At 67.8% G+C, this 21931-nt stretch carries 16 protein-coding genes; 8 read left to right on the plus strand and 8 right to left on the minus strand.

From position 1 onward, the window contains the following. Positions 1 to 8 precede the first annotated feature (8 nt). The gene (locus ACQR50_RS00335) at positions 9 to 1406 is read right to left on the minus strand and encodes a M20/M25/M40 family metallo-hydrolase (RefSeq protein WP_428969372.1); all 1398 of its coding nucleotides are present in this window, start codon (positions 1404 to 1406) and stop codon (positions 9 to 11) included. A gap of 245 nt (positions 1407 to 1651) precedes the next feature. Here ACQR50_RS00335 and ACQR50_RS00340 point away from each other — a divergent pair, with 245 nt between their 5' ends. Then, positions 1652 to 2305, plus strand: a complete 654-nt coding sequence (locus ACQR50_RS00340) for a queuosine precursor transporter (protein ID WP_082442340.1) — start codon at positions 1652 to 1654, stop codon at positions 2303 to 2305. 48 nt (positions 2306 to 2353) lie between these two features. Beyond that, positions 2354 to 3253, plus strand: coding sequence for an acetylglutamate kinase (gene argB, locus ACQR50_RS00345; protein ID WP_056438695.1), 900 nt, complete (start codon positions 2354 to 2356; stop codon positions 3251 to 3253). Positions 3254 to 3468: 215 nt separating this feature from the next. On the opposite strand, the gene ACQR50_RS00350 is transcribed toward argB, so the two are convergent. After that, positions 3469 to 3630, minus strand: a complete 162-nt coding sequence (locus ACQR50_RS00350) for a DUF1674 domain-containing protein (RefSeq protein ID WP_076714385.1) — start codon at positions 3628 to 3630, stop codon at positions 3469 to 3471. A gap of 68 nt (positions 3631 to 3698) precedes the next feature. Between ACQR50_RS00350 and ACQR50_RS00355 the strand changes: the two genes are divergently transcribed. The 4 genes from ACQR50_RS00355 to purH all read left to right on the plus strand — a co-directional run bounded on the left by ACQR50_RS00355 (position 3699) and on the right by purH (position 9455). Beyond that, positions 3699 to 5042 (plus strand): RsmB/NOP family class I SAM-dependent RNA methyltransferase, encoded by a 1344-nt coding sequence (locus ACQR50_RS00355; RefSeq protein ID WP_428969373.1) that lies wholly within the window; start codon positions 3699 to 3701, stop codon positions 5040 to 5042. Positions 5043 to 5075: 33 nt separating this feature from the next. Further along, on the plus strand, positions 5076 to 5732 hold the full coding sequence (gene rpe / locus ACQR50_RS00360; RefSeq protein WP_428969374.1) for a ribulose-phosphate 3-epimerase: 657 nt from the start codon (positions 5076 to 5078) through the stop codon (positions 5730 to 5732). A gap of 29 nt (positions 5733 to 5761) precedes the next feature. Continuing rightward, positions 5762 to 7492 (plus strand): heparinase II/III family protein, encoded by a 1731-nt coding sequence (locus ACQR50_RS00365; RefSeq protein ID WP_428969375.1) that lies wholly within the window; start codon positions 5762 to 5764, stop codon positions 7490 to 7492. Positions 7493 to 7835: 343 nt separating this feature from the next. Then, positions 7836 to 9455, plus strand: coding sequence for a bifunctional phosphoribosylaminoimidazolecarboxamide formyltransferase/IMP cyclohydrolase (gene purH / locus ACQR50_RS00370; RefSeq protein WP_428969376.1), 1620 nt, complete (start codon positions 7836 to 7838; stop codon positions 9453 to 9455). Between the two features lie 129 nt (positions 9456 to 9584). On the opposite strand, the gene ACQR50_RS00375 is transcribed toward purH, so the two are convergent. The 4 genes from ACQR50_RS00375 to nadB all read right to left on the minus strand — a co-directional run bounded on the left by ACQR50_RS00375 (position 9585) and on the right by nadB (position 17637). Then, on the minus strand, positions 9585 to 11099 hold the full coding sequence (locus ACQR50_RS00375; RefSeq protein ID WP_184105734.1) for a lipopolysaccharide biosynthesis protein: 1515 nt from the start codon (positions 11097 to 11099) through the stop codon (positions 9585 to 9587). Between the two features lie 196 nt (positions 11100 to 11295). Beyond that, complete coding sequence (polA, locus tag ACQR50_RS00380; RefSeq protein ID WP_428969377.1) at positions 11296 to 14070, minus strand: DNA polymerase I; 2775 nt, start codon at positions 14068 to 14070, stop codon at positions 11296 to 11298. Between the two features lie 615 nt (positions 14071 to 14685). Beyond that, a complete protein-coding gene (locus tag ACQR50_RS00385) occupies positions 14686 to 15675 on the minus strand; it encodes a serine hydrolase (RefSeq protein WP_428969378.1) in 990 nt (329 codons plus the stop codon). 384 nt (positions 15676 to 16059) lie between these two features. Continuing rightward, positions 16060 to 17637: an L-aspartate oxidase gene (gene nadB / locus ACQR50_RS00390; protein ID WP_428969379.1), complete on the minus strand. Its 1578-nt coding sequence runs from the start codon at positions 17635 to 17637 to the stop codon at positions 16060 to 16062. Positions 17638 to 17738: 101 nt separating this feature from the next. On the opposite strand from nadB, the gene ACQR50_RS00395 reads away from it, so the two are divergent. Further along, positions 17739 to 18488 carry an energy transducer TonB gene (locus ACQR50_RS00395; RefSeq protein WP_428969380.1) on the plus strand — a complete coding sequence of 250 codons (750 nt, stop codon included), beginning with the start codon at positions 17739 to 17741 and terminating at the stop codon, positions 18486 to 18488. A 152-nt stretch (positions 18489 to 18640) separates the two neighbouring features. On the opposite strand, the gene pdeM is transcribed toward ACQR50_RS00395, so the two are convergent. Further along, positions 18641 to 19303 (minus strand): ligase-associated DNA damage response endonuclease PdeM, encoded by a 663-nt coding sequence (gene pdeM, locus ACQR50_RS00400; protein WP_428969381.1) that lies wholly within the window; start codon positions 19301 to 19303, stop codon positions 18641 to 18643. A 158-nt stretch (positions 19304 to 19461) separates the two neighbouring features. Here pdeM and ACQR50_RS00405 point away from each other — a divergent pair, with 158 nt between their 5' ends. Continuing rightward, positions 19462 to 21414 (plus strand): potassium transporter Kup, encoded by a 1953-nt coding sequence (locus tag ACQR50_RS00405; protein WP_428970745.1) that lies wholly within the window; start codon positions 19462 to 19464, stop codon positions 21412 to 21414. A gap of 188 nt (positions 21415 to 21602) precedes the next feature. Here ACQR50_RS00405 and ACQR50_RS00410 read toward each other — a convergent pair whose 3' ends face one another. Continuing rightward, positions 21603 to 21869: a hypothetical protein gene (locus ACQR50_RS00410; protein ID WP_042486719.1), complete on the minus strand. Its 267-nt coding sequence runs from the start codon at positions 21867 to 21869 to the stop codon at positions 21603 to 21605. Between the last annotated feature and the right edge of the window lie 62 nt (positions 21870 to 21931).

Here is a 21931-nt window from a genome sequence, read left to right on the forward strand (position 1 = left end):
AGCGCTGCTCAATAGGCGTAGGCGCGGACCAGATCGTAGAGATAATCCCGCCCATCATAGAGCGAGCTGACCCGGATGCGCTCGTTCAGGCCGTGGATGCCCGACATGTCCTTTTCGATGAAGATGCCCGGCGCGCCGTAGACGGGAATGCCGATCGTCTGGAAGAAGATGCCGTCGGTCGCCCCGGTCGACATCATCGGGACCAGCGGCACGCCGGGGAAATGCCTGGCGGCCAGCGTCTTCATCGGGCCGATGATCTTCGGGTCCAGCTTGGGCGGAATCGCGGTCGGGCGCACCGGCTGGTTGGCGGTGACGGTGACCTTGGGGCCCGCCAGTTCCTTCAGCCGGGCCAGCGTGCCGTCGACCGTCTCACCGGGGAAGATGCGGCAGTTGATATTGGCCGTCGCGCGCTGGGGCAGGGCGTTTTCGGCATGGCCCGCCTGGAGGAGCGTCGCGACGCAGGTGGTGCGCAGCGTCGAGTGCAGCGCCTTGTCCTGGCTGACGATCGCATCCGCGGCCTTGTCCTCCGGATTGGCGAGCAGGCGGGTGATCGCATCGCCCAGCTGGCCGCCGACCTTCTGCGCGGTCGCGGTCAGGAAGGCGCGCGTGGTGTCAGTCAGGTGGATGGGAAACTCGTAACCCTGCACCGCCTTCACGGCATCGGCGAGTTCGTAGATCGCGTTTTCCGGCGTCGGCTGCGAGCTGTGCCCGCCCGGATTGGTGGCGAGGAAGGTATAGTTCTGCGCCGCCTTCTCGCCGACCTGCACCGCCAGCAACTCGCGCTTGCCGTCGGAGTCGAGCCGCCCGCCGCCGCCCTCGTTCAGGACGAATTCGGCGGCGATCAGGTCGGGCTTGTTCTTGGCCAGCCATTCCGCGCCGTTGAAGGCGAAGGTCGTTTCCTCGCCACAGGTCAGCGCCATCTTGATCGTGCGCTTGGGCGGGGTCTTTTTCAGGCGGATCAGCGTGTCGGCCCAGACCGCGCTCATCGCCTTGTCGTCGACGGTGCCGCGTCCATAGAGGAAGCCGTCCTCCTCGATCAGCTTGAACGGATCGCGCGTCCAGTCCTCGCGCTTGGCTTCGACCACGTCGAGATGGCCGAGCAGCAGCATCGGCTTCAGCTTCTTGTCGGTACCGGGCAGAACCGCAACGATGCCGCCGTCCTTGGGATGCTCGGGGACCGAGAACAGGGTGATGTCGGCGTCCTTGTAGCCCGCCGCCTTCAGCCGGTCGGCGATCTGGGCGGAGGCCTGGGTGCAGCTGCCGACCGACAGGCTGGTATTGGTTTCGACCAGCTGCTTGTACAGGTCGAAGAACGCCTTCTGGTCGGGCCTCCCTTGCGCCGCCGCGATGCCGGGCAGCATCGCCAGCGTCGCCGCCACCCCGCCGAGCCATTTAGCCAACCGCATGTGATCCCCCTTTTTTCTGTGTCGGCGGGGAATAGAGCCTGTCACGGGGTGCGGTGCAAGCGGTTGAGCCTTCTAATTCCTCCCCTGCAAGGGGAAGTGGCGCGCGTAGCGCGTCGGAGGGGGGGCGCTATCGAGAGGGGCGACACCCCTCCGTCAGGGCTTCGCCCTGCCACCTCCTCTTGCAGGGGAGGAATGAGACGCTCCTAATCCTTTGCCCCGGATCGTTTTCGCGCTAGCAGTCGCCGATGGACCAGCCCGACATTTCCGCTCGCCCCCGCCTGATTTCGCCTTCGCTCTTTGCCCTGTCGATCTTCTATGGCGGCATGGTCTGTATCGCGGGCGTGCTGGGCAACAAGCAGGTGGCACTCGGCCCGCTGGCGGTCGAGGCGGGCATCTTCGCCTTCCTGCTGCTGGTCGTCACGTCGAGCGCGGTGGCCGAGCTGCACGGCCCCGCCACCGCCGGACGGCTGGTGCGGGTGGGCTTCGTGCCGCTGCTCGTGTCGCTGGTTCTCTCCTTCGTCGTCTACAAGCTGCCCGCCTCGCCGGAGATGATCCCGGCCAATCGCGATGCCATCCAGCTGGTGCTGGGATCGACCTGGCGGATCTGGATGGGGGGCATCGTCGCCTACGGCGTGTCGCAGACGCTGAACGTCACCATCTTCGCCGCCCTGAAAGGACGCGAGGGCAGCAAGCTGCTCTGGCTGCGCGCGGCGATCGCCAGCATGCTCAGTCAGGTGGTCGACACGCTGCTGTTCGTGACGATCGCCTTTTACGGCGAGTTTCCCGTCGGCCCGCTGATCGTGGGGCAGATGATCGCCAAGGTCACGCTGTCGGCGATCCTGGTGCCGCCGTTGATCTATGTCTTCGTGGGGCTGGGGCGGCGGCTGGACCGCGCCTGACCCATATTGCCGGTTTTCCCCGCTCCCGACCCGCGATAAAGGGCCGCCATGACCAACCACGATCCCGACGCCGCCCTGCTCGCCAAGGCCGAGACGCTGACCGAGGCGCTGCCCTATCTTCAGCGTTACGCGGGCAAGACCTTCGTGGTGAAATATGGCGGCCACGCCATGGGCGATCCCGAGCGGCAGCGCGACTTCGCCGAGGACATGGTGCTGCTCAAGGCGGTCGGTATCAACCCGGTGGTCGTGCACGGCGGCGGCCCGCAGATCGGCGCGATGCTGAAGCGCCTCGGCGTCGAGTCGCAATTCGTCAATGGCCTGCGCGTCACCGACCGCGAAACCGCGCAGATCGCCGAGATGGTGCTGGCGGGTTCGATCAACAAGGAAATCGTCAGCTGGATTTCCGCCGCCGGGGGCCGCGCGGTCGGCATCTCGGGCAAGGATGCGGGCCTCGTCATCGCCGAGAAGATCCAGGGGCGCGAGGCCGATCCGCTGAAGGGGATCGAGCGGCATGTCGACCTGGGCTTCGTCGGTGAACCGGTCGCGGTCGACCCGCGCCTGATCGAAAGCCTGTGCGCCGACGGCATCATCCCGGTCATCGCGCCGGTCGCCATCGGGTTGGACGGGCATACCTATAACATCAACGCCGACACCATGGCGGGCGCGATCGCCGCGCGGCTGGGTGCGTCGCGCTTCTTCCTGCTGACCGATGTCGCGGGCGTGCTTGACAAGCAGGGCGAGCTGATGACCGACCTGAACCCGGCCAGGATCGCGGAACTGCGCAGCGACGGGACGATTTCGGGGGGGATGATCCCCAAGCTGGAAACCTGCGTCAATGCGGTGGAAGCGGGCGTGGATGCGGCGGTGATCCTGGACGGGCGCGTGCCGCACGGGATGCTGCTGGAAATCTTCACCAAGCAGGGGGCGGGGACTTTGGTGCGGCGGTGATTTTTTGCTTGAGGTGAGGTTGGGGTGTGGCCTTCGACTTCGCTCAGGCTGAACGGGGGTGAGTAAGGCTCACCTGGCCTCTGGCCGCTCCCCTCCCGCAAGCGGGATGGGGAAGGGCAAGCCACAGGGGATGGTCTCTGCGAGGCCCCTTTCCCTCCCCAAACCCCTCCCGCTTGCGGGAGGGGCTTAAGAAGTAGGCGGGAGGGTCTTAACCCTCAAAAATCGACCGCAACGCCCTTCAATTCCCAATCCCCATAGCGCACCGGATTCTTCCCCAACGGGTCGTCCTGCGGCTCCGGCTTGGCCTCGGGCTGCGGCACGGGCGGGTTCTGCGAGAGATAGGCGGGCGGCTTCACATGGTCGGGGCGCTGGCCCATGAGCGGTCCTTTCGACTAAGGGGACGGAATATTGCAGCCCATGTCGGGGCTGACAGGAGTTTTGCCAAGTGACACGTCCTCCCCAATCGCCGACCCGTGGCCGTCCCGATCGTCGTGGTGGCCCCAAGGGCGAGGACCGTCGCGGGCGGCAGCAGCGCCCGACCGAGCCGCTGGGCACCGCAAGCCGCCGCGCCGCCATCCGCCTGCTCGACGCGGTGCTGCGCCGGGGCGAGCCGCTGGAGGCCGCCCTCGCCTCGGCGACCCGCGCGCTGCCGGGCGGGCCTGACCGGGGTCTGGCGCATGCCATCGCGGCGGAGACGCTGCGCCGCCTGCCCGATCTCGACGCGCTGATCGATTCGGCGACCAAGCAGCGGCTGCCCGACGATGCCAAGGCGCGCTTCGCCCTGCGCATCGCGCTCGTCCAGGTGCTGGCGCTGGGCACGCCGCCGCATGCGGCGATCTCGACCGTGCTGCCGCTGGTCGATGGCGGCCCACGCAAGCTGGTGCACGGGGTGTTCAGCACCATCACCAAGAGCGGCGTGCTGCTCCCCGAAATCCCCGCTCTGCCCGACACGACCGAGGCGCGCTGGGAAGAGAAGTGGGGCGAGGAGATGGTCGAGGCCGCCGCCCATGCCATCGCCGCGCCGCCGCCGCTCGACCTGACGCTGGCCGACCCCTCCGCGACCGGGGAATGGGCGGAAAAGCTGGGCGGGGTCAGCCTGCTGCCCGGTCATGTGCGTTTGCCTTCCGGCAGCGCGGTGATGGAGTTGCAGGGTTTCGACGAGGGTGCCTGGTGGGTGCAGGACCTCGCCGCCTCAATCCCCGCACGGCTGCTGGGCGAGGGCAAGGGCCATGTGCTCGACCTGTGTGCCGCACCGGGTGGCAAGACGCTCCAGCTCGCCGCCGCCGGTTGGACCGTCACCGCGATCGACCAGTCCGAGTCGCGCCTGGCCCGACTCGCCGAGAATCTGGAGCGCACCAACCAGTCCGCCGAGGTCGTCACCGCCGACCTGCGCGAATGGAGCCCGAAGCAACCGGTCGACGCGATCCTGGTCGACGCGCCGTGTAGCGCCAGCGGCATCTTCCGCCGTCACCCGGACGTTCTCTACCGCGTCCGCCCCGCGATCATCGCCGAGATGGCCGCGTTGCAGCGCGTGATCCTGGCGCGCGCCGCCGACTGGCTGAAGCCCGGCGGGACCTTGGTCTATGCCACCTGCTCGCTGGAGCCGGAAGAGGGCGAGCGCCAGATCGCCGCCTTCCTGGCCGAGCGCCCCGACTATGCGCTGTCGCCGATCACCGGCGAGTGGCCGGGGATCACCGATGAGGGCACGATCCGCACCCTGCCGACGATGCTCGCAAAGGAAGGGCGGCTCGACGGGTTCTTCATCGCGCGGCTGCAACGCAAAGGCTGACTTGGGCGCGATATGGCGTTAAGGACAAATGCCATGCTCCCCGTCCGTATCGCACCCTCCATCCTGTCCGCCGATTTCGCCAAACTGGGCGAGGAAGTCCGGGCCATCGACGCCGCTGGTGCCGACTGGATCCACATCGATGTGATGGACGGGCATTTCGTGCCCAACATCACCATCGGCCCGGCGGTGGTGAAGGCGTTGCGCCCGCACACGACCAAGCCGTTCGACGTGCATCTGATGATCTCGCCGATCGACGCCTATCTCGACGCCTTTGCCGAGGCCGGGGCGGACACGATCACGGTCCACCCGGAGGCGGGGCCGCATATCCACCGCACGATCCAGCACATCAAGGGGCTGGGCAAGCGCGCAGGGGTCGTCCTGAACCCCGCCACGCCCGCCAAGATGCTGGATTACCTGATCGACATGGTCGACCTGGTCCTGGTGATGAGCGTGAACCCGGGCTTTGGCGGGCAGAGCTTCATCGAGAGCCAGCTCAAGAAGATTTCGGCGATCCGCAAGATGATCGAGCATTCGGGCCGCGCCATCGACCTGGAGGTGGATGGCGGGGTCGATCCGGCCTGGGCCAAGCGCTGTATCGAGGCCGGGGCGGATGCGCTGGTCGCGGGCACCGCCGCTTTCCGGGGTGGCCCGGAGCATTACGCCGCGAACATCACCGCTCTGCGCGGTTGAGCGGGCCGTTGACTCAAATGCGCGATCGCATGGGAGCCGAAGAGGCCCGTATCGCCGCCGACAGCATCGAGGAAGGCAAACGCCTGGTCCGCGTCCAGAGCGGTGGCCTGTCGCTCGCGGATCGGCTCAGCGAGCATCTCCACCGGCTGACCTGGCGTACGCCGCTGCATTCGCTGCGGCTGAAGGGGCGGCATCCGCTCAAGCTGATGGCGGTGCCCGAGGACCCCGTATTGGGCGATATCGAGCGCGGTCATGCGCTGCTCGGCGGGGTGCTCGACTGGCGGGGCGAGGAGCGCGGGGTCGAGTCGATCGATTTCGCCCGGCCCGACTGGTCGACCGGGTTCGCCGATCATCTGCACAGCTTCGCCTGGCTGCGCGACCTGTCGACCGTCGCGACCCGGGCGCAGGGCGCGCCGATCGCCGAGTATCTGATGGGCCGCTGGCTCGACGCCTTTGCCGAGACGGTCGATGCCGTCGCCTGGCGCCCCGATCTCTGGGGGCGGCGCATCCTGTTCTGGACCGCGCATGCGCCGCTGATCCTGTCGTCCAACGACCTCGTCTATCGCTCGCGGGTGCTCAACACGATGGCGCGGGGCGCGCGGCATCTCGATCGCGGCGCCGACAAGGCCCCGCCGGGCGTCGCGCGCATCGCGGCGTGGTGCGGGGTGATCGCGGCCGGGCTGCTGCTGGCGGGGGGCGATCCGCGCCAGGCGTTCGGTGAGGCGGGGCTGGCCCGCGCGCTCGATACCGGGCTGTTTCCCGATGGCGGCGTGATCGCGCGCAGTCCGGCGGTACAGCTCGACGCGGTGATGCTGCTGACCATGATGCGCGAAGTCTATGACGCGCGCGGCCTGGCCTTTCCCGAGCAGTTCCAGACGCGGTTGCAGCGGATGATCTCCGCGCTGCTCGGCGTCATGCATGGCGACAGGGCGCTGTCGAGCTGGCAGGGCTCCGGCCCCGAAACGCCCGAGCGGATCGCCGCCGTGATCGAGGCGTCCGGTGTACGCACCCGGCCGCTGCGCCAGGCGGGCGACTGGGGCTATCAGCGGCTGGCGGCGGCGCAGGCGGTGCTGGTCATGGACGCCGCCCCCCCGCCGATCGCCCGCGCGATCGAGGGCGGCTGTGCCTCGACCCTGGCCTTCGAGTTTTCGGACGGCGCGCAGCGGATCGTCGTCAATTGCGGCGGCGCGCGCGCCACTGTGGCGCAGGTGCCCGCCAGCCTCGCCCATGGCCTGCGCACCACGGCGGCGCATTCGACGCTGACGCTGGGCGACAGCAACTCCACCGCCATCCATGCCGACGGCACGCTGGGACGCGGCGTCGCCGAGGTGGAACTCAGCCGCCAGGAGTCGGACGCGGCCAGCCGGATCGAGGCGAGCCATGACGGTTATGTCCGTCGCTATGGCTTCACCCATCGTCGCCAGCTGCTGCTGACCGGCGACGGACGCGAGCTACGCGGCGAGGATGCGCTGCTGCCCGAGGGGCGCAAGCGGCAGGCCGGCAGCACGGTCTTCGCCCTGCGCTTCCATCTGGGTGACGGGGTGGAGGCGATGGTGACGGCCGAGAGCGGCCAGGCGATCCTGCGGCTGGAGGACGGTGCGCTGTGGCAGTTCCGCTGTCGCGGCGGCATGCTGGCCATCGAGGAGTCGCTGTGGATCGACGGCACCGGACGGCCGGTGGCGACGCAGCAGCTGGTCGTGACCGGCGAAACGCCCGCGGGCGGCGCGCATGTCAGCTGGGCATTCAAACGGGCGCTTTAAGAAGGATTGTTCGCGCGGAGGCGCGGAGATTGGCGGACTTGCCGCGCTGACAAGGCTTCCGCTCTGGCCGCTTATCGATCCGAAGGATTTGCCACCGGGCAAAACCCCTCCGCGTTCTCCGCGCCTCCGCGCGAAACTTGAAATCCTCCCCGGAACGGGGAGGGGGACCACCCGCAGGGTGGTGGAGGGGGATCGCCACAAGGGGCGCCCCATGAGGAAGCCCCCCTCCGTCAGGCCTTCGGCCTGCTACCTCCCCATACTGGGGAGGAACATTTTGCGCTTCGGCGAATCGGAGTCTATCGGGTCCGCAAACTCCCCTTCAGCATGTAGGACCCGCTGCCCGATGGCCGTTTCGCTCCCCTCCGCTCCCTCCGTCGATCTGGTGCCGGTCCGCCGCGCGCTGCTGTCGGTGTCCGACAAGACCGGCGTCATCGACCTGGCCCGTGCGCTGGCCGAGCGCGGGGTCGACCTCGTCTCGACCGGCGGCACCGCCAAGGCGATCCGCGATGCGGGCCTGCCGGTGCGCGACATTTCCGAGGTCACCAACTTCCCCGAGATGATGGACGGCCGGGTCAAGACGCTGCACCCGATGGTGCATGGCGGCCTGCTCGCGGTGCGCGACGACCCCGCCCATGCCGCCGCGATGACCGAGCATGGCATCGGCGCGATCGACCTCGTGGTGGTCAACCTCTATCCCTTCCAGCAGACCGTCGCGAAGGGCGCGGAGCGTCCCGAGATCATCGAGAATATCGATATCGGCGGCCCATCCATGGTCCGCTCGGCGGCCAAGAACCATGGCTATGTCTCGATCCTGACCGATCCGGCCGACTATGCCGACTTCCTCGCCGATCTGGCCGCCCATGACGGCGCCTCGACGTTGAAGACCCGCCAGCGCCTGGCCGCCAAGGCCTTCGCCGCCACCGCCGCCTATGACTCGGCGATCGCGCAGTGGTTCGGCTTCGTCGACCAGGGCGAGGCCTTCCCGGCGACCCTGCCGCTCGCCTTCACCAAGCATCCCGAAACGCTGCGCTATGGCGAGAACCCGCATCAGGTCGCCGCGCTCTATCTGCCGCAAAAGGGCGGTCAGGGCATCGCCCAGGCCGAGCAGTTGCAGGGCAAGGCGCTGAGCTACAACAATCTCAACGACGCCGACGCCGCGCTGGAGCTGGTCAGCGAGTTCCTCGACGGTCCGCCGACCGTCGTCATCGTCAAGCACGCCAATCCCTGCGGCGTGGCGAGCGGTGACACGCTGCTGGAGGCCTATCAGGCGGCGTTCGCCTGCGACACGGTGTCGGCGTTCGGCGGCATCATCGCCTGCAACCGCCCCCTCGACGCCGAGACGGCGGAAGCGATCTCGGGTATCTTCACCGAAGTGGTGGTGGCCCCGGACGCTTCGCCGGAAGCGCGTGAGATATTCTCCAAGAAGAAGAATCTCCGCCTACTGCTCTCGGGCGAACTACCCAACCCGGCGCGTCCCGGCCTGATGATGAAGTCGATCGCGGGCGGCCTGCTGGTCCAGAGCCGCGACAATGGCCGCCTGACCGACGACATGCTGAAGGTCGTGACCAAGCGCGCGCCCACGACGCAGGAACTGGCCGATTGCCGCTTCGCCTGGACGGTGGCCAAGCATGTGAAGTCCAATGCGATCGTCTATGCCAAGGGCGGCTCGACCGCCGGTGTGGGTGCGGGCCAGATGAACCGCCTGGAATCGGCGCGCATCGCGGCGTGGAAGGCCAAGGACGCCGCCGAAAAGGCGGGCTGGGCGGAACCCCGCACCATCGGTTCGGCGGTCGCGTCGGACGCCTTCTTCCCCTTCGCCGACGGCCTGCTCGCCGCGGTCGAGGCGGGCGCGACGGCGGTGATCCAGCCGGGCGGCTCGATCCGCGACGACGAGGTCATCGCGGCGGCGGACGAGGCCGGCCTGGCGATGGTCTTCACCGGCATGCGTCACTTCCGGCACTAAGTTCACGTCCTCCCCTGTAAGGGGAGGGGGACCGCCGCGAAGCGGTGGTGGAGGGGTGTCCCCGCCGATGGTGACACCCCTCCGTCAGTCCTGCGGACTGCCACCTCCCCTTGCAGGGGAGGAAAGGGGTTACCGCGTAATCCCGCCCGCATTGGGCAGCGTCGCCTCCTCCACGCTCGGCGCCTTGCCGAACAGCGCCCGGTCCGCCGGACCGAAGGCCCAGCGCCACAGCACCAGCAGATAGGTCGCGGCGATGGCGGGCTCGCCGAACAGCAGTTCGGCCCATTCCAGCCGCTTGGGCAGCAGGGTGAACGCACCCCCGACCACGACCGCCGCACCGGCCGCCCAGACCAAAGGCCAGCGGAACGGCGATACCGGCGCCTTCAATATGCCCGACAACACGCGTGCCTTGATGACCGAGGTCATGGTGACACTCATCGCCAGCGCCACGGCCGGGCCCGCCGCCGCCCAGGTCTGTGGCCAGCCGAGCGCGCGCATCCCCAGGATCAGCGCGAAGCTCAGGCCGATCTGCACGCCCAGCATCGCGATCGAGATCATCAGGTTGCGGTGCCGCGCGGTATAGACCAGCGCCGATTCACATACCGCGCCGGTCGAGGCCAGCACCTCGGCAAACAGCAGGAAGGCGAGTGCGGCGGTGCCCGACACGAATTGCGGGCCGACCACGCCCATCACGCCTTCGCCCGGAATCGAGCCCATCAGTGCCAGGCAGCCCTGCGCCGCCATGATCCAGAAGGCGACCTGCCGCACCTGCCGCGCGATCGCGCCCATGTCGCCATTGGCCAGGCTCTGGGTGATGACGGGGCCCAGGATCGGGTCGAAACTGGTCTTCAGCTTCTGCGGCAACGAGGCGACCTGCTGCGCCATATAATAGATGCCGACGATGCGCGGTTCGAACATCACGCCCAGGATGAAGCGGTCGACATTGCGCGTGCCCCATTCCAGCGCGTCCGCCCCCGCGAGCGGGGCATTGGCGCGGGCCAGCGCGAAGACGCGGGCGAGGCGCGGGCTCCAACCCTGTGGCAGGCCATAGCTGCGCAGGAACGGCACCAGGCTGGCGATCAGCGCGGCCGTCATCGACGCGACATAGGACAGGACGAGGCCGTCGCGGATGGTGAAAAAGGAAAAGACCCAGGCGGCGATCGAGATGGTCCAGGGTTCGATCACCGCCCGCGCCGTGACGGTCGCCTTGACGTTGTGGCGATAGGCGAGCGCGGCGAGACTGACATCGGACCAGGCGATGGCGACGATGATGCAGGGCAGCCACCGGTCCAGCCCGGTGATCGCGCTGTTGGGGTAGAGAAGCTCGGGAAAGCTCCACAACACCGCGCTCGCCGCCACCGAGGCCAGGAAGGCGAGCGCCATCGCGTCCCAGACGACATGGACATGCGGTCGATCGGTCGAGGCCAGTGCCTGTGCCAGCCCGCGCTTCATGCCCAATGTCGCGACCAGCGCCGCCAATTCGACGACGACCACGGCAATGGCGAAGCGCCCGACCAGATCGGGGCCGTAGATGCGGCCCGCGATGAACAGGAAGGGGATGCGCGCGGCCAGCCGCAGGACGAAACCCGCGATATTGGTCCGCCCGCCCTTGGCCAGCGCGTCGATGTCCTGGGTCTGGGCCATTAGCGGGCGCGATGCCCTGAAGTCGGTCGATGGTCGCAATTTCCTCCCCTGTGAGGGGAGGTGGCAGGCCGAAGGCCTGACGAAGGGGTGTCACCGGCCGCGAGGTTGGGCCGAGCTGCCCCCCCACCATGGCTATCGCCATGGTCCCCTTCCCCAAGCGGCGCCTGGGGAGGAATGGGGGTGAGGGACGCGTGGATCAATGCGCCGCGCCCCAGCTCTTGCCGAAGCCGATCTCGACGCCCAGCGGCACCGACAGCGACACCGCCGGTTCGGCCGCGCCCGCCATCACTTCGCGAATGACCGCGCCCGCCGCCTCGGCATCCGCCTCGGGCGCCTCGAACACCAGTTCGTCATGCACCTGCAGCAGCATCCGGACATGGCCGAGGCCAGCGGCGGCGAGCGCGGGTTCCATGCGGACCATGGCGCGCTTGATGATGTCGGCGCTGGTCCCCTGGATCGGCGCGTTGATCGCGGCGCGCTCGGCCCCCTGGCGCTCGCCCTGGTTGCGCGAGGCGATGCGCGGGAAATGCGTCTTGCGGCCGAACAGCGTCTCGGTGAACCCCTTCTCGCGCACGCTCGACAAAGTCTCGGCGATATAGCGGTTGATGCCGGGGAAACGCTCGAAATAGCGGTCGATCATCGCCTGCGCCTCGTCCGCCGACACGTCTAGGCGACCGGCCAGCCCCCAGCGCGAAATGCCGTAGAGGATGGCGAAGTTGATCGTCTTGGCCCGCCCGCGCGTGTCGCGATTGACCTCGCCGAACAGCTCCATCGCGGTCAGGCTGTGGATGTCGTCGCCATTGGCGAAGGCGTCGCGCAGGGCGGGCACGTCGGCCATATGCGCGGCCAGCCGCAACTCGATCTGCGAATAGTCGGCGGCGATCAGGACATGGCCGTCCTCGGCGATGAACGCCTCGCGCAACTGCCGCCCGACCTCGGTACGAATCGGGATGTTCTGAAGGTTCGGCTCGGTCGAGGACAGACGGCCGGTCTGCGCGCCGGTCAGGCTGTAGCTGGTGTGGACGCGGCCAGTCCTGGGGTTGATCTGCGCCTGAAGCGCGTCGGTATAGGTGCTCTTCAGCTTGGAAAGCTGGCGCCATTCCAGGATCTTGCGCACGATCTCCGCCGCCTCGCCGCCGTCGCGGGCCAGGCGTTCGAGTTCGGTCACGTCGGTCGAATAGACGCCCGACTTGCCCTTGCGCCCGCCCTTCAGGCCGAGCCGGTCGAACAGGATTTCACCCAGCTGCTTGGGGCTGCCGATGGTGAAGGGGGTGCCCGCCATCGCATGGATTTCGCCCTCCAGCGCGGCGATCTGCACCGAGAATTCGGTCGAGAGCTGCGACAGGCGGTCGCGATCGACCTTGATCCCGCGCCGCTCCATGCCCGCGATCACCGGCACCAGCGGGCGGTCGACCATCTCGTAGACGCGCGTCGCCTGCTCCATGGGCAGCCGCGCCTTGAACCGCTTCCACAGCCGCAGCGTGACGTCGGCATCCTCGGCGGCGTAGCGGGTGGCGAGTTTCAGATCGACCTCGTGGAAGCCGAGCTGCTTCTTGCCGGTGCCGACCACCTCCTTGAACGCGAGGCAGGTGTGCGACAGATGCGTCGCGGCCAGCTCGTCCATGCCATGGCCGTGCAGCCCCGCATCGAGATCGAAGCTCAGCACGATCGTGTCGTCATGCGGTGCGACGGCAATGCCGCGCTCGCCCAGCACGATCATGTCGAACTTCAGGTTCTGACCGATCTTCAGGACCGACGGGTCCTCGCACAGTGCCTTGATCCGCTCCAAGGCTTCGGCGACCGGAATCTGTACCGGCACCTCGGCCAGCAGGTCGGTGCCGCCATGGCCGAGCGGGATGTAGCACGCCTTGTTGGGCGCCAGGCACAGGCTGACCCCGACCAGTTCGGCCTGGGTCGCGTCGGTCGAGCTCGTCTCGGTATCGATCGCGACGAAACCCTGATGACGCGCATCGGCCACCCATTGGTCGAGCGTCGCCAGGTCCTGCACCGTGGTATAGCCGTCGAGATTACACGGCTCGTCATCGTCCATCGGGGCGGACGGAGCAGCCTCTCCGGCGGCGGGGGCGGGCGCGGCGTCATCGGTGATCTGGCCCATCTTGGCGATCAGCGAGCGGAAGCCGTGATGCTCCAGAAACGCGCGCAAGGGCGCATCCGGGATGGTCGGATGCAGCGCCAGTTCCTCCAGCGGCTGCGGCAGCGGCGCGTTGCACTCCAGCGTGACCAGCCGCTTCGACAGCCGCGCATTCTCGGCATGTTCGATGAGGTTGTCGCGCAGCTTGCCCTTCTTCATCTCGGGCGCGGCGGCGAGGACGGATTCCAGGTCGCCATGCTCGACGATCAGCTTGGAGGCGGTCTTGGGGCCGACGCCCGGCACGCCCGGCACGTTATCGACGCTGTCGCCCATCAGCGCGAGCACATCGCCCAGCTGCTTCGGCCCGACGCCGAACTTCTCCTGGACATAGGCTTCGCCCAGCCGCCGGTTGTTCATCGTGTCGAGCATGTCGAGGCTGCCATCCTCGACCAGCTGCATCAGATCCTTGTCGCCCGACACGATCGTGACCTGCCACCCCTGCGCCATCGCGGCGCGGGCATAGCAGGCGATCAGGTCGTCGGCCTCCAGCCCCATCTCCTCGATGCAGGGCAGCGAGAAGGCGCGGGTGGCCTCGCGGATCATCGGAAACTGGGGCACCAGATCGGGCGGGGGCGGGGGCCGATGCGCCTTATACTGGTCGTACATCTCGTTGCGGAAGGTCTTGGACGACTTGTCGAGGACCACCGCCATATGGGTCGGCCCGTCGGCGGCGTTGATCTCGTCCACCAGCTTCCAGAGCATGGTGGTATAGCCGTACACCGCTCCCACCGGCTCGCCATGCTTGTTCGTCAGCGGCGGCAGGCGGTGATAGGCGCGGAAGATATAGCCGGAGCCGTCGACGAGATAGAGATGGGGCATATGCTCGCGGTTTAGCGGATGCGGCGGAGGGTAAACAGCCCCTGATGTTAGCGGTTTTTCAGGGCTGTGGCGGATGGGCCACGCCATTGAGCGGTTTGTGGGGCGCACATGAGCAAGGATGCCGAAACGCAGCTTTGTGGGTGATGACGGCGCACTAACCAAAACAAGCCCCTCCCCTTCAGGGGAGGGGTTGGGGTGGGGCCTCTCCATCAGCGTTGCGCCTGCGGAAAGGCCCCACCCCCGGCCCCTCCCCTGAAGGGGAGGGGTGATCGAAGATCGAGTTGTTTCGCTAAAAATAGTAGTATTTTAGCGGGATTGGTTGTTTAAAATCCATATCGGTGCGCAGAAGATCGCGTTCTGCTTCTTCCAGTTCGGGCCGCAAATAGCTTGCCAGCGCCTTATTTGCCGCTCCTTCTGCCGCGTCGTAACGCTTCTTTACTCGCTCGTGTCGGTCAAAGTCGCGTATTCAATCCTGAAACGATCCGGCATCTGGAGTTGTCACAATAAATGAGCCTTCTGGCTTGAAAAATACATTCAACTATCGCACCGGTGGCCATTTGATATGATCGGTCAAAGGTTGGCAAACGCCAGTCATCTTGCGACAGTTGTACGCAATCAATTCGCCACCGCCACCGGCCCTCTCGGCGGTCCCGCCGCATTGGCCACCGCCGCCGCGACATTCTGGATCAGCTGTTGCCGCTGGCGGATATCCTCGGTCGTGTCGCCGATCATCACGGCAATCGCGAAGCGGCGGCCGTCGGGGGCGGTCAGCAAGCCGACATCGTTGAAGCCCGCATTGCGGCGGCCCAGATCCTGGCCGGTGCCGGTCTTGTGCGCGATCTGCCAGCCACTCGGCACGGCGGCGCGCAGGCGGGCATGGCCGGTGCGTGAGGCCTCCATCGTGTCGATCAGGATGCGGGTCGAGGTCTCCGACAGCAACTCGCCGCGCGCCAGCCGGGCGAGCGCATCGGCGATGGCGATCGGTGCGGCGCCGTCGGGCGGATCGCTGACATAAGCGTCGAGCGCGGCCTTGCGCGCCGCCGGATCGAGCCGGTTGCGTGCCGCCTGGAACGCGCCCGCCGCCGCGAAGGCGGGCTGCCACGTCAGACCGGCGGTCTTCGCCTGGAGCAGCCGCTCGCCGGGACCGAAGCGGATGTCGCCCAGCCGCTTGGCGGCGATCATCGCGCGCACCGCCTGCGGACCCCCGACATAGGTCAGCAGCCGGTCGTTCGCGGTATTGTCGCTCATCGTCAGCGCGCGGTTCAGCAACTCGCCGACCGTGGTGTGATAGCCATCGCCCTTGACCAGCATCGCGATCGGCTGGTGGAAGACGGTCAGGTCCTCGCGCCGCACGACGATCGGCTCGTCCAGCCGCGCCCGGCCCCGGTCGCGAAGGTCGAGCAGGGTGATCGCAACCCATAGCTTGGATACGGATTGCTGCGGCAGGCGCTGGCGACCGCCGACTTCGACCGTCCAGCCGTCATCGACGGCGCGCACGGCAATGCCCTTCTTGCCCGCGAAGGACGCGGAGAGACGGTTGATCGTCGACACCAGTTCGGCGGGGGCGGCGGGCGCCCGGCTGGGGCGGGGCGGGGGGAGCGGCATCGATACCGATACCTGGGGATCGGGCAAACCGGGCGCATGGGCGGTCGCACCGGGGCGTGAATCGGCTCCGCAGCCTGCCAACCCCAGGAGGAGAAACCCGGTAGGCCATGAACGCAGCCCACCGCTCGATACTCGCTTCGTCACCGCTGTACCCCGCTACACACCGGCATCCTTACGGGTTGACCCAATGGGGGAAATCCCCGCGCACAGGGCTTGCGACGAAAGGCGGCAAGCGCGCGACAAGATGCGAAACCTCCCCATTCCTCCCTGCAAGGGGAGGTGACGCGCGTAGCGCGTCGGAGGGGTATCCTGCTCTCGATAGGGTGGCACCCCTCCGTCAGGCCTGCGGCCTGCCACCTCCCCTTGCAGGGGAGGAATGGGGGTTCACGGAATCAGGATGGTGTCCACCGCCTCGTCCAGCGTCTCGGGATAATCGAGCGTATAGTGCAGCCCCCGGCTCTCCTTGCGATGGAGTGCGCAGTTGACGATCAGTTCCGCCGTCTGGAGCAGGTTACGCAGCTCGATCAGGTCGGGCGTGACGCGGAAATGGCCGTAATAATCGTTGATCTCGTCGGTCAGCATCCGGATGCGATGCTGGGCGCGTTCCAGCCGCTTGGTGGTGCGCACGATGCCGACATAATTCCACATGAAGCGGCGGATCTCGGTCCAGTTCTGCTTGATGACCACCTCTTCGTCCGAATCGGTGACGCGGCTTTCGTCCCAGGGGCGGATGGCGGGCGGTGGGGGCAGGTCGTCCCAATGCTGCGCGATATGGTTGGCGCACGCCTCGCCATAGACGAAGCATTCGAGCAGCGAGTTGGAGGCCAGCCGGTTCGCGCCGTGCAGGCCGGACTGGGTGACCTCGCCCGCCGCATAGAGACCGGGCAGGTCGGTTCGCCCGTCGCGGTCCACGATGACGCCGCCGCAGGTGTAATGCTGGGCGGGGACGACCGGGATCGGCTGCACCGTCATGTCGATGCCGAGCGAGAGCAGCTTTTCGTGGATGTTGGGGAAATGCTCGCGCACGAAAGCGGGTGGCTGGTGGCTGATGTCGAGATGGACATAGTCGAGGCCCAGCCGCTTGATCTCATGGTCGATCGCGCGCGCCACGATGTCGCGCGGCGCCAGTTCGGCGCGGGCATCGAAATCGGGCATGAAGCGATGCCCGGTCTCGGGGATCTTCAGGTGTCCGCCCTCGCCGCGAACCGCCTCGGTGATCAGGAAATTCTTGACCTGGGTGTTGTAGAGGCAGGTCGGGTGGAACTGCATGAACTCCATGTTGGAGACGCGCGCGCCCGCCCGCCACGCCATAGCGATGCCGTCGCCGGTCGCCCCCTTGGGCGCGGTCGAGAATTGATAGGTTCTCCCTGCGCCGCCCGTGGCCAGGATCGTCGCGCGCGCCTTGTGCAGCACCACGCGGCCCGTCCGCCGGTCGACGGCATAGATGCCCCAGACATGACCCGCCCCCGAATAGCGCATTTCGTGGCGGCTGGTCGCCAGGTCGATCGCGACCTGATCGGGGACCATGGTGATATTGGGATGCGCGTCCGCCGCCTTCAGCAGCGCGTCGAGCACCGCCCAGCCGGTCGCGTCCGCGACATGCACGATGCGGCGATGCGAATGCCCGCCCTCGCGCGTCAAATGCAGCATATTGCCCTCGGTCGCGAAGGGCACGCCCAGCTTCTGGAGCCGCTCGATCGCGGCGGGGGCGTTCTCGACCACGAACTCGACGGTGGCGCGGTCGTTCAGGCCCGCACCCGCGACCATCGTATCCTCGATATGGCTGTCGAACGTGTCGCCGGGTTCGAGGACGGCGGCGATCCCGCCTTGCGCCCAGGCAGTCGAGCCTTCGTTCAGCTTGCCCTTGGCCAGCACCGTCACCTTGAACCGGTCGGCCAGGTTCAGCGCGGCGGTCAGCCCGGCCGCGCCCGATCCGACGATCAGGATATCGGAATCGGTCATGCGCGGGCTCCTTGGGGCGCTGGGGTCATGGGGCACCCTCTGGCACGGACGCGGGGCGGTAACAACTTGTCCCGGGCGATGGCGCTTCCCACCTCGTGTCCATGACGCCGGCCCGGCCCGATTGGCGCGACCGTCTGCGCGCTGCGATCCCTACGGTACTGATCGTGGGGGGCATGGGCTATGCGCTGATCATAGGGCTGGGCTTTGCGCCGACCCTGCCGAGTCCGGCCGAGGCGCTGGACAGTTTCGACGTGCGTCCGCCCGCACCGCCCCCGCCGCCGCGCATCCAGCCCAAGCGGGTCCAGACCCACCGCCCGCGTGGTGCCGCCGCACCGCCCAATCTGCGGTCGCAGGCGACACAAGTCGTTGCGCCGCCGCCGGTGGTCGTGCTGCCGCCCGTCTCGCCGGTGATCGCCGCGCCGGTTGCGGGCACCGGCACGCAGGCCAGCCAGGGGGCATCGGACAAGCCCGGTCCCGGCACCGGTGCGGGTGGGATCGGCAATGGCACGGGCAGCGGCGGGTCGGGCGATGGCGACGGGTATGGCGACGAAACCCCGCCGCGCCGGATCAAGGGCCGCATCAAGGACTCCGACTATCCCCGCGAGGCCGCCGAGGCGGGTGTGAGCGGCAGCGTGACGGTGCGCTATTTCGTCAATGTCGACGGCCGGGTCAGCGGCTGCGTCGTGACCCGCAGCAGCGGCAACCGCGCGCTGGACGAGACGACGTGCAGCCTGATCGAGAAACGCTATCGCTACGACCCGTCGCGCGATGCGGACGGGCGGCCGGTGCGCTCGATCATCGTCGTCAGCCAGGATTGGATCCTGGAGCGCGAGCCGCCGGAGGGGCGGTGAGCTTTTGTTCGCGCGGAGGCGCGGAGAGGAGCAACCTGCCGCGCCAGCGGCCCTACGACCTCAAGCGGTTGATGAGATTCTGGCTTCGCCAAGCGGGCATCCACCTCCGCGTCTTCGCGTCTCCGCGCGAACCATTCTTCTTCGTCGGTCGATCACGCCGCGACGGGAAAGCGCAGCATCCGGTCGCGCACCGGCACCAGTGCTTCGGCAGGGCGACCGACGGCCTGGCGCAGGGCGGGGTGGTCCACGTCCAGCCCACCGGTCAGCGCGCCGAAGGCAGGCAGGATCAGCTTGTTCGCCGTGCCCACGAAGCAGCGCCGCGCGACCAGCTTGCCGCGCACCCGTAAGCGAAGCTTGGGGTGGAAATGCCCCGACAGTTCGGGCCGCGTCTCGGCCGGATCGGCTTCGTGGCGCAGGACGAGGCCATCGACCGCCGCCTCCTCTGCCACCGCGCCGCCGCAGCGATCGCGCATCATCGGATCATGGTTGCCGGTGATCCATGTCCAGTCGGTCGAGCCAGTCAGCGCCAGCAGCATCGCCCGCGCCTCGGGCAGCAGCCGGTCGCAGCCATCCACGTCATGGAAACTGTCGCCCAGGCACCAGACCTCCCGCGCCCCTGTCCGCGTAACGATCGCGGTCAGTTCGCTGAGTGTCGCCAGCGAGTCGTAGGGCGGCAGCATCTGTCCGCCGCCCGCATACCAGCTTGCCTTTTCCAGATGGAGATCGGCGACCAGCAACGCCCTCCGCGCAGGCCAGTAGAGTGCGCCATCGGCCAGCGCCTGGAATGCATGACCGCCGAACGAAAAGGGAACCATTTCACGCCCATGCGCTTGACGCCTGGCAATATCAAGCGTTTGCAAACGGTCGCCGAAAGCCCTTGCGTCAGGCGCGCATAAGCGTAAAGCGCGCCGTCCTTTTGGCACAGGGGGTTCCGGTGGGCATGACGGGGACGGCAACCGACATGAGGGGCGAGATGACGGGCCATTCGGCGCCATCGACCGACACGGGCGACGCGGGCGTGCGACGCCACCCCGCGCTGGTGGCATTGACCATCGGCGCGATCGGTGTCGTGTTCGGCGATATCGGCACCAGCCCGCTCTACGCCTTTCGCGAGGCGCTGGCGCAATCGGCGGGCGACGGCATCGACCCCGGCGAGATCCTGGGCGTGCTCAGCCTCGCGCTCTGGTCGCTGATCCTGGTCGTGACGATCAAATATGTCGTCTTCCTGATGCGCGCCGACAATCAGGGCGAGGGCGGGGTGCTGGCGCTCGCCGCGCTGGCCCGGCGGGCGGCGGGTGCGCGTTCGCGCATCGCGCTGGTGCTGGGCGCAGCGGGGGCGTCGCTCTTCTATGGCGATGCGATCATCACGCCCGCGCTGTCCGTGCTGTCCGCGATGGAGGGCCTGCGCACCATTCCCGCCGCCGCGTCGATCTTCGACGAGGGCGTGATCCGCATGTGCACGATCGTCATCCTGGTCGGGCTGTTCTTCATCCAGTCGCGCGGCACGGCACAGGTGTCGAAGCTGTTCGGGCCGATCTGTATCCTCTGGTTCCTCGTCATCGGCGGGTTGGGCATCTGGCATATTGCCGACGAACCCTCGATCGCGCGGGTCGTGTGGCCGGGTTATGGCGTCGGCTTCCTGGCCAGTCACGGCGTCGTCGGGCTATTCGTGCTGGGCGCGGTGTTCCTGACCGTCACCGGGGCCGAGGCACTGACTGCCGATATGGGGCATTTCGGTCGGCTGCCGATCCGCATCGGCTGGTTTTCGCTCGTCCTGCCCGCGCTGGCGCTCAACTATCTGGGGCAGGGGGCCTTTGCCCTTTCCACGCTCGAACAGGCGGCGGCGAGCGGCAAGCCCTTCACCAATCAGGACTGGTTCTTCCTGATGGCGCCCGAACCGCTTCGTCCGGCGCTGATCGTGCTGGCGGGGCTGGCGACGGTCATCGCGGCGCAGGCGGTCATCACCGGCGCCTTTTCGCTGACGCAACAGGCGATCCAGCTCGGCTTCCTGCCCCGGCTGCGAGTGCGCCAGACCTCGGCCGATTTCCAGGGCCAGATTTATCTGCCCGCGATCAACTGGATGCTGCTGTTCGGCGTGCTGGTGCTGGTGATCCAGTTCAAGACGTCCTCGGCGATGGCCGCCGCCTATGGCATCGCGGTGACGGGCACGATGGTCGTGACGACCTGCCTGGCCTATCTGGTCGTGCGCCACCGCTGGGGCTGGTCGCGGGCGCTCGCGCTGGCGGCGATCCTGCCCTTCCTGACGCTCGACCTGGTCTTTTTCGGCGCCAATATCCTGCGCGTGATCGAAGGGGGCTGGGTCCCGCTGCTGGTCGGGGCGGGCGTCGGCCTCGTCATCTATACCTGGGTGCGCGGGCGCGGGATCGTGTCGGCCTTCGAGAAGCGCCAGGCGATCCCGCTCGCCGATCTGGCCGCCGCGCTGGCCAAGCGCCCGCCGGAGCGGGTGCCGGGCACGGCGGTGTTCCTGACCGCCAACCCCGCCTCGGCACCGGGCGCGCTGCTCCACAATCTGAAGCACAACAAGGTGCTGCATGCGCAGAACCTGGTGATGACGATCCGCACCGCCGACCGCCCCTATGTGCCCGCCGAGCGCCGCGCCCATGTCGAGCGGCTGGACGACAATTTCGCGACCGTCACGCTGACCTATGGCTTCATGGAGAGCCCGGACGTGCCGCGCGACCTGCCGCGCGATCTGGGCGTCGAGAACAGGACGACCGGGCTGGACCCGATGAAGACCAGCTTCTTCATCGGCCGCAACACGCTGAAGCCCGAGGCGGAAAAGGGCATGCCGCTGTGGCAGGACCGGCTGTTCATGTTCCTGCAGCGCAATGCCAGCGACCCGACCGAGTTCCTGCGCATTCCGCCGGGCAAGGTGCTGGAACTGGGCGAGCAGGTGACGGTGTAACCCCCATTCCTCCCCAGGCTCGGCCTGGGGAGGGGGACCGCTCGGCGACGGCCGAGTGGCGGAGGGGCGAAGCCCGATGCCCCATCCTCTTCCCGGTTCTGGTTATGGGCGGGGCGTAGGGCCTTGCCCCTCCACCACTGGATGGCGTCCGGCGGTCCCCTCCCCATCGGGGATGGGGAGGAATGGGGCTACAGCGTGACCTTGGGCGGCTTGGCGGCTTCGACCGCGACCAGCACCATCTTTTCCCAGATCGCCGGATCGCCCGCATCGGCCATCGCCTGATCGGGTTCGCGCAGTGTGCGCAGCACGGCCAGTGCATCGGCCATATGATCGCGCCACTGCGCATCGACCAGCTTGGAGGCGGATTCGGAGTCGCCCTTAGCATTGGCGCTCAGCCGCTGGCCGCACAGCACGCGTGCGATGCGTTCGGCGGCGGGGGTGTGGGCAATATCCATGGCAACCTCTCCTGATGCGCGGAAATCGTTACGCGCTCAACGCGGGAGAGGGGGGAATGGTG

This window comes from Sphingomonas sp. Xoc002 (assembly GCF_050408055.1).
GTDB classification, from domain to species: Bacteria; Pseudomonadota; Alphaproteobacteria; order Sphingomonadales; family Sphingomonadaceae; genus Sphingomonas; species Sphingomonas yabuuchiae.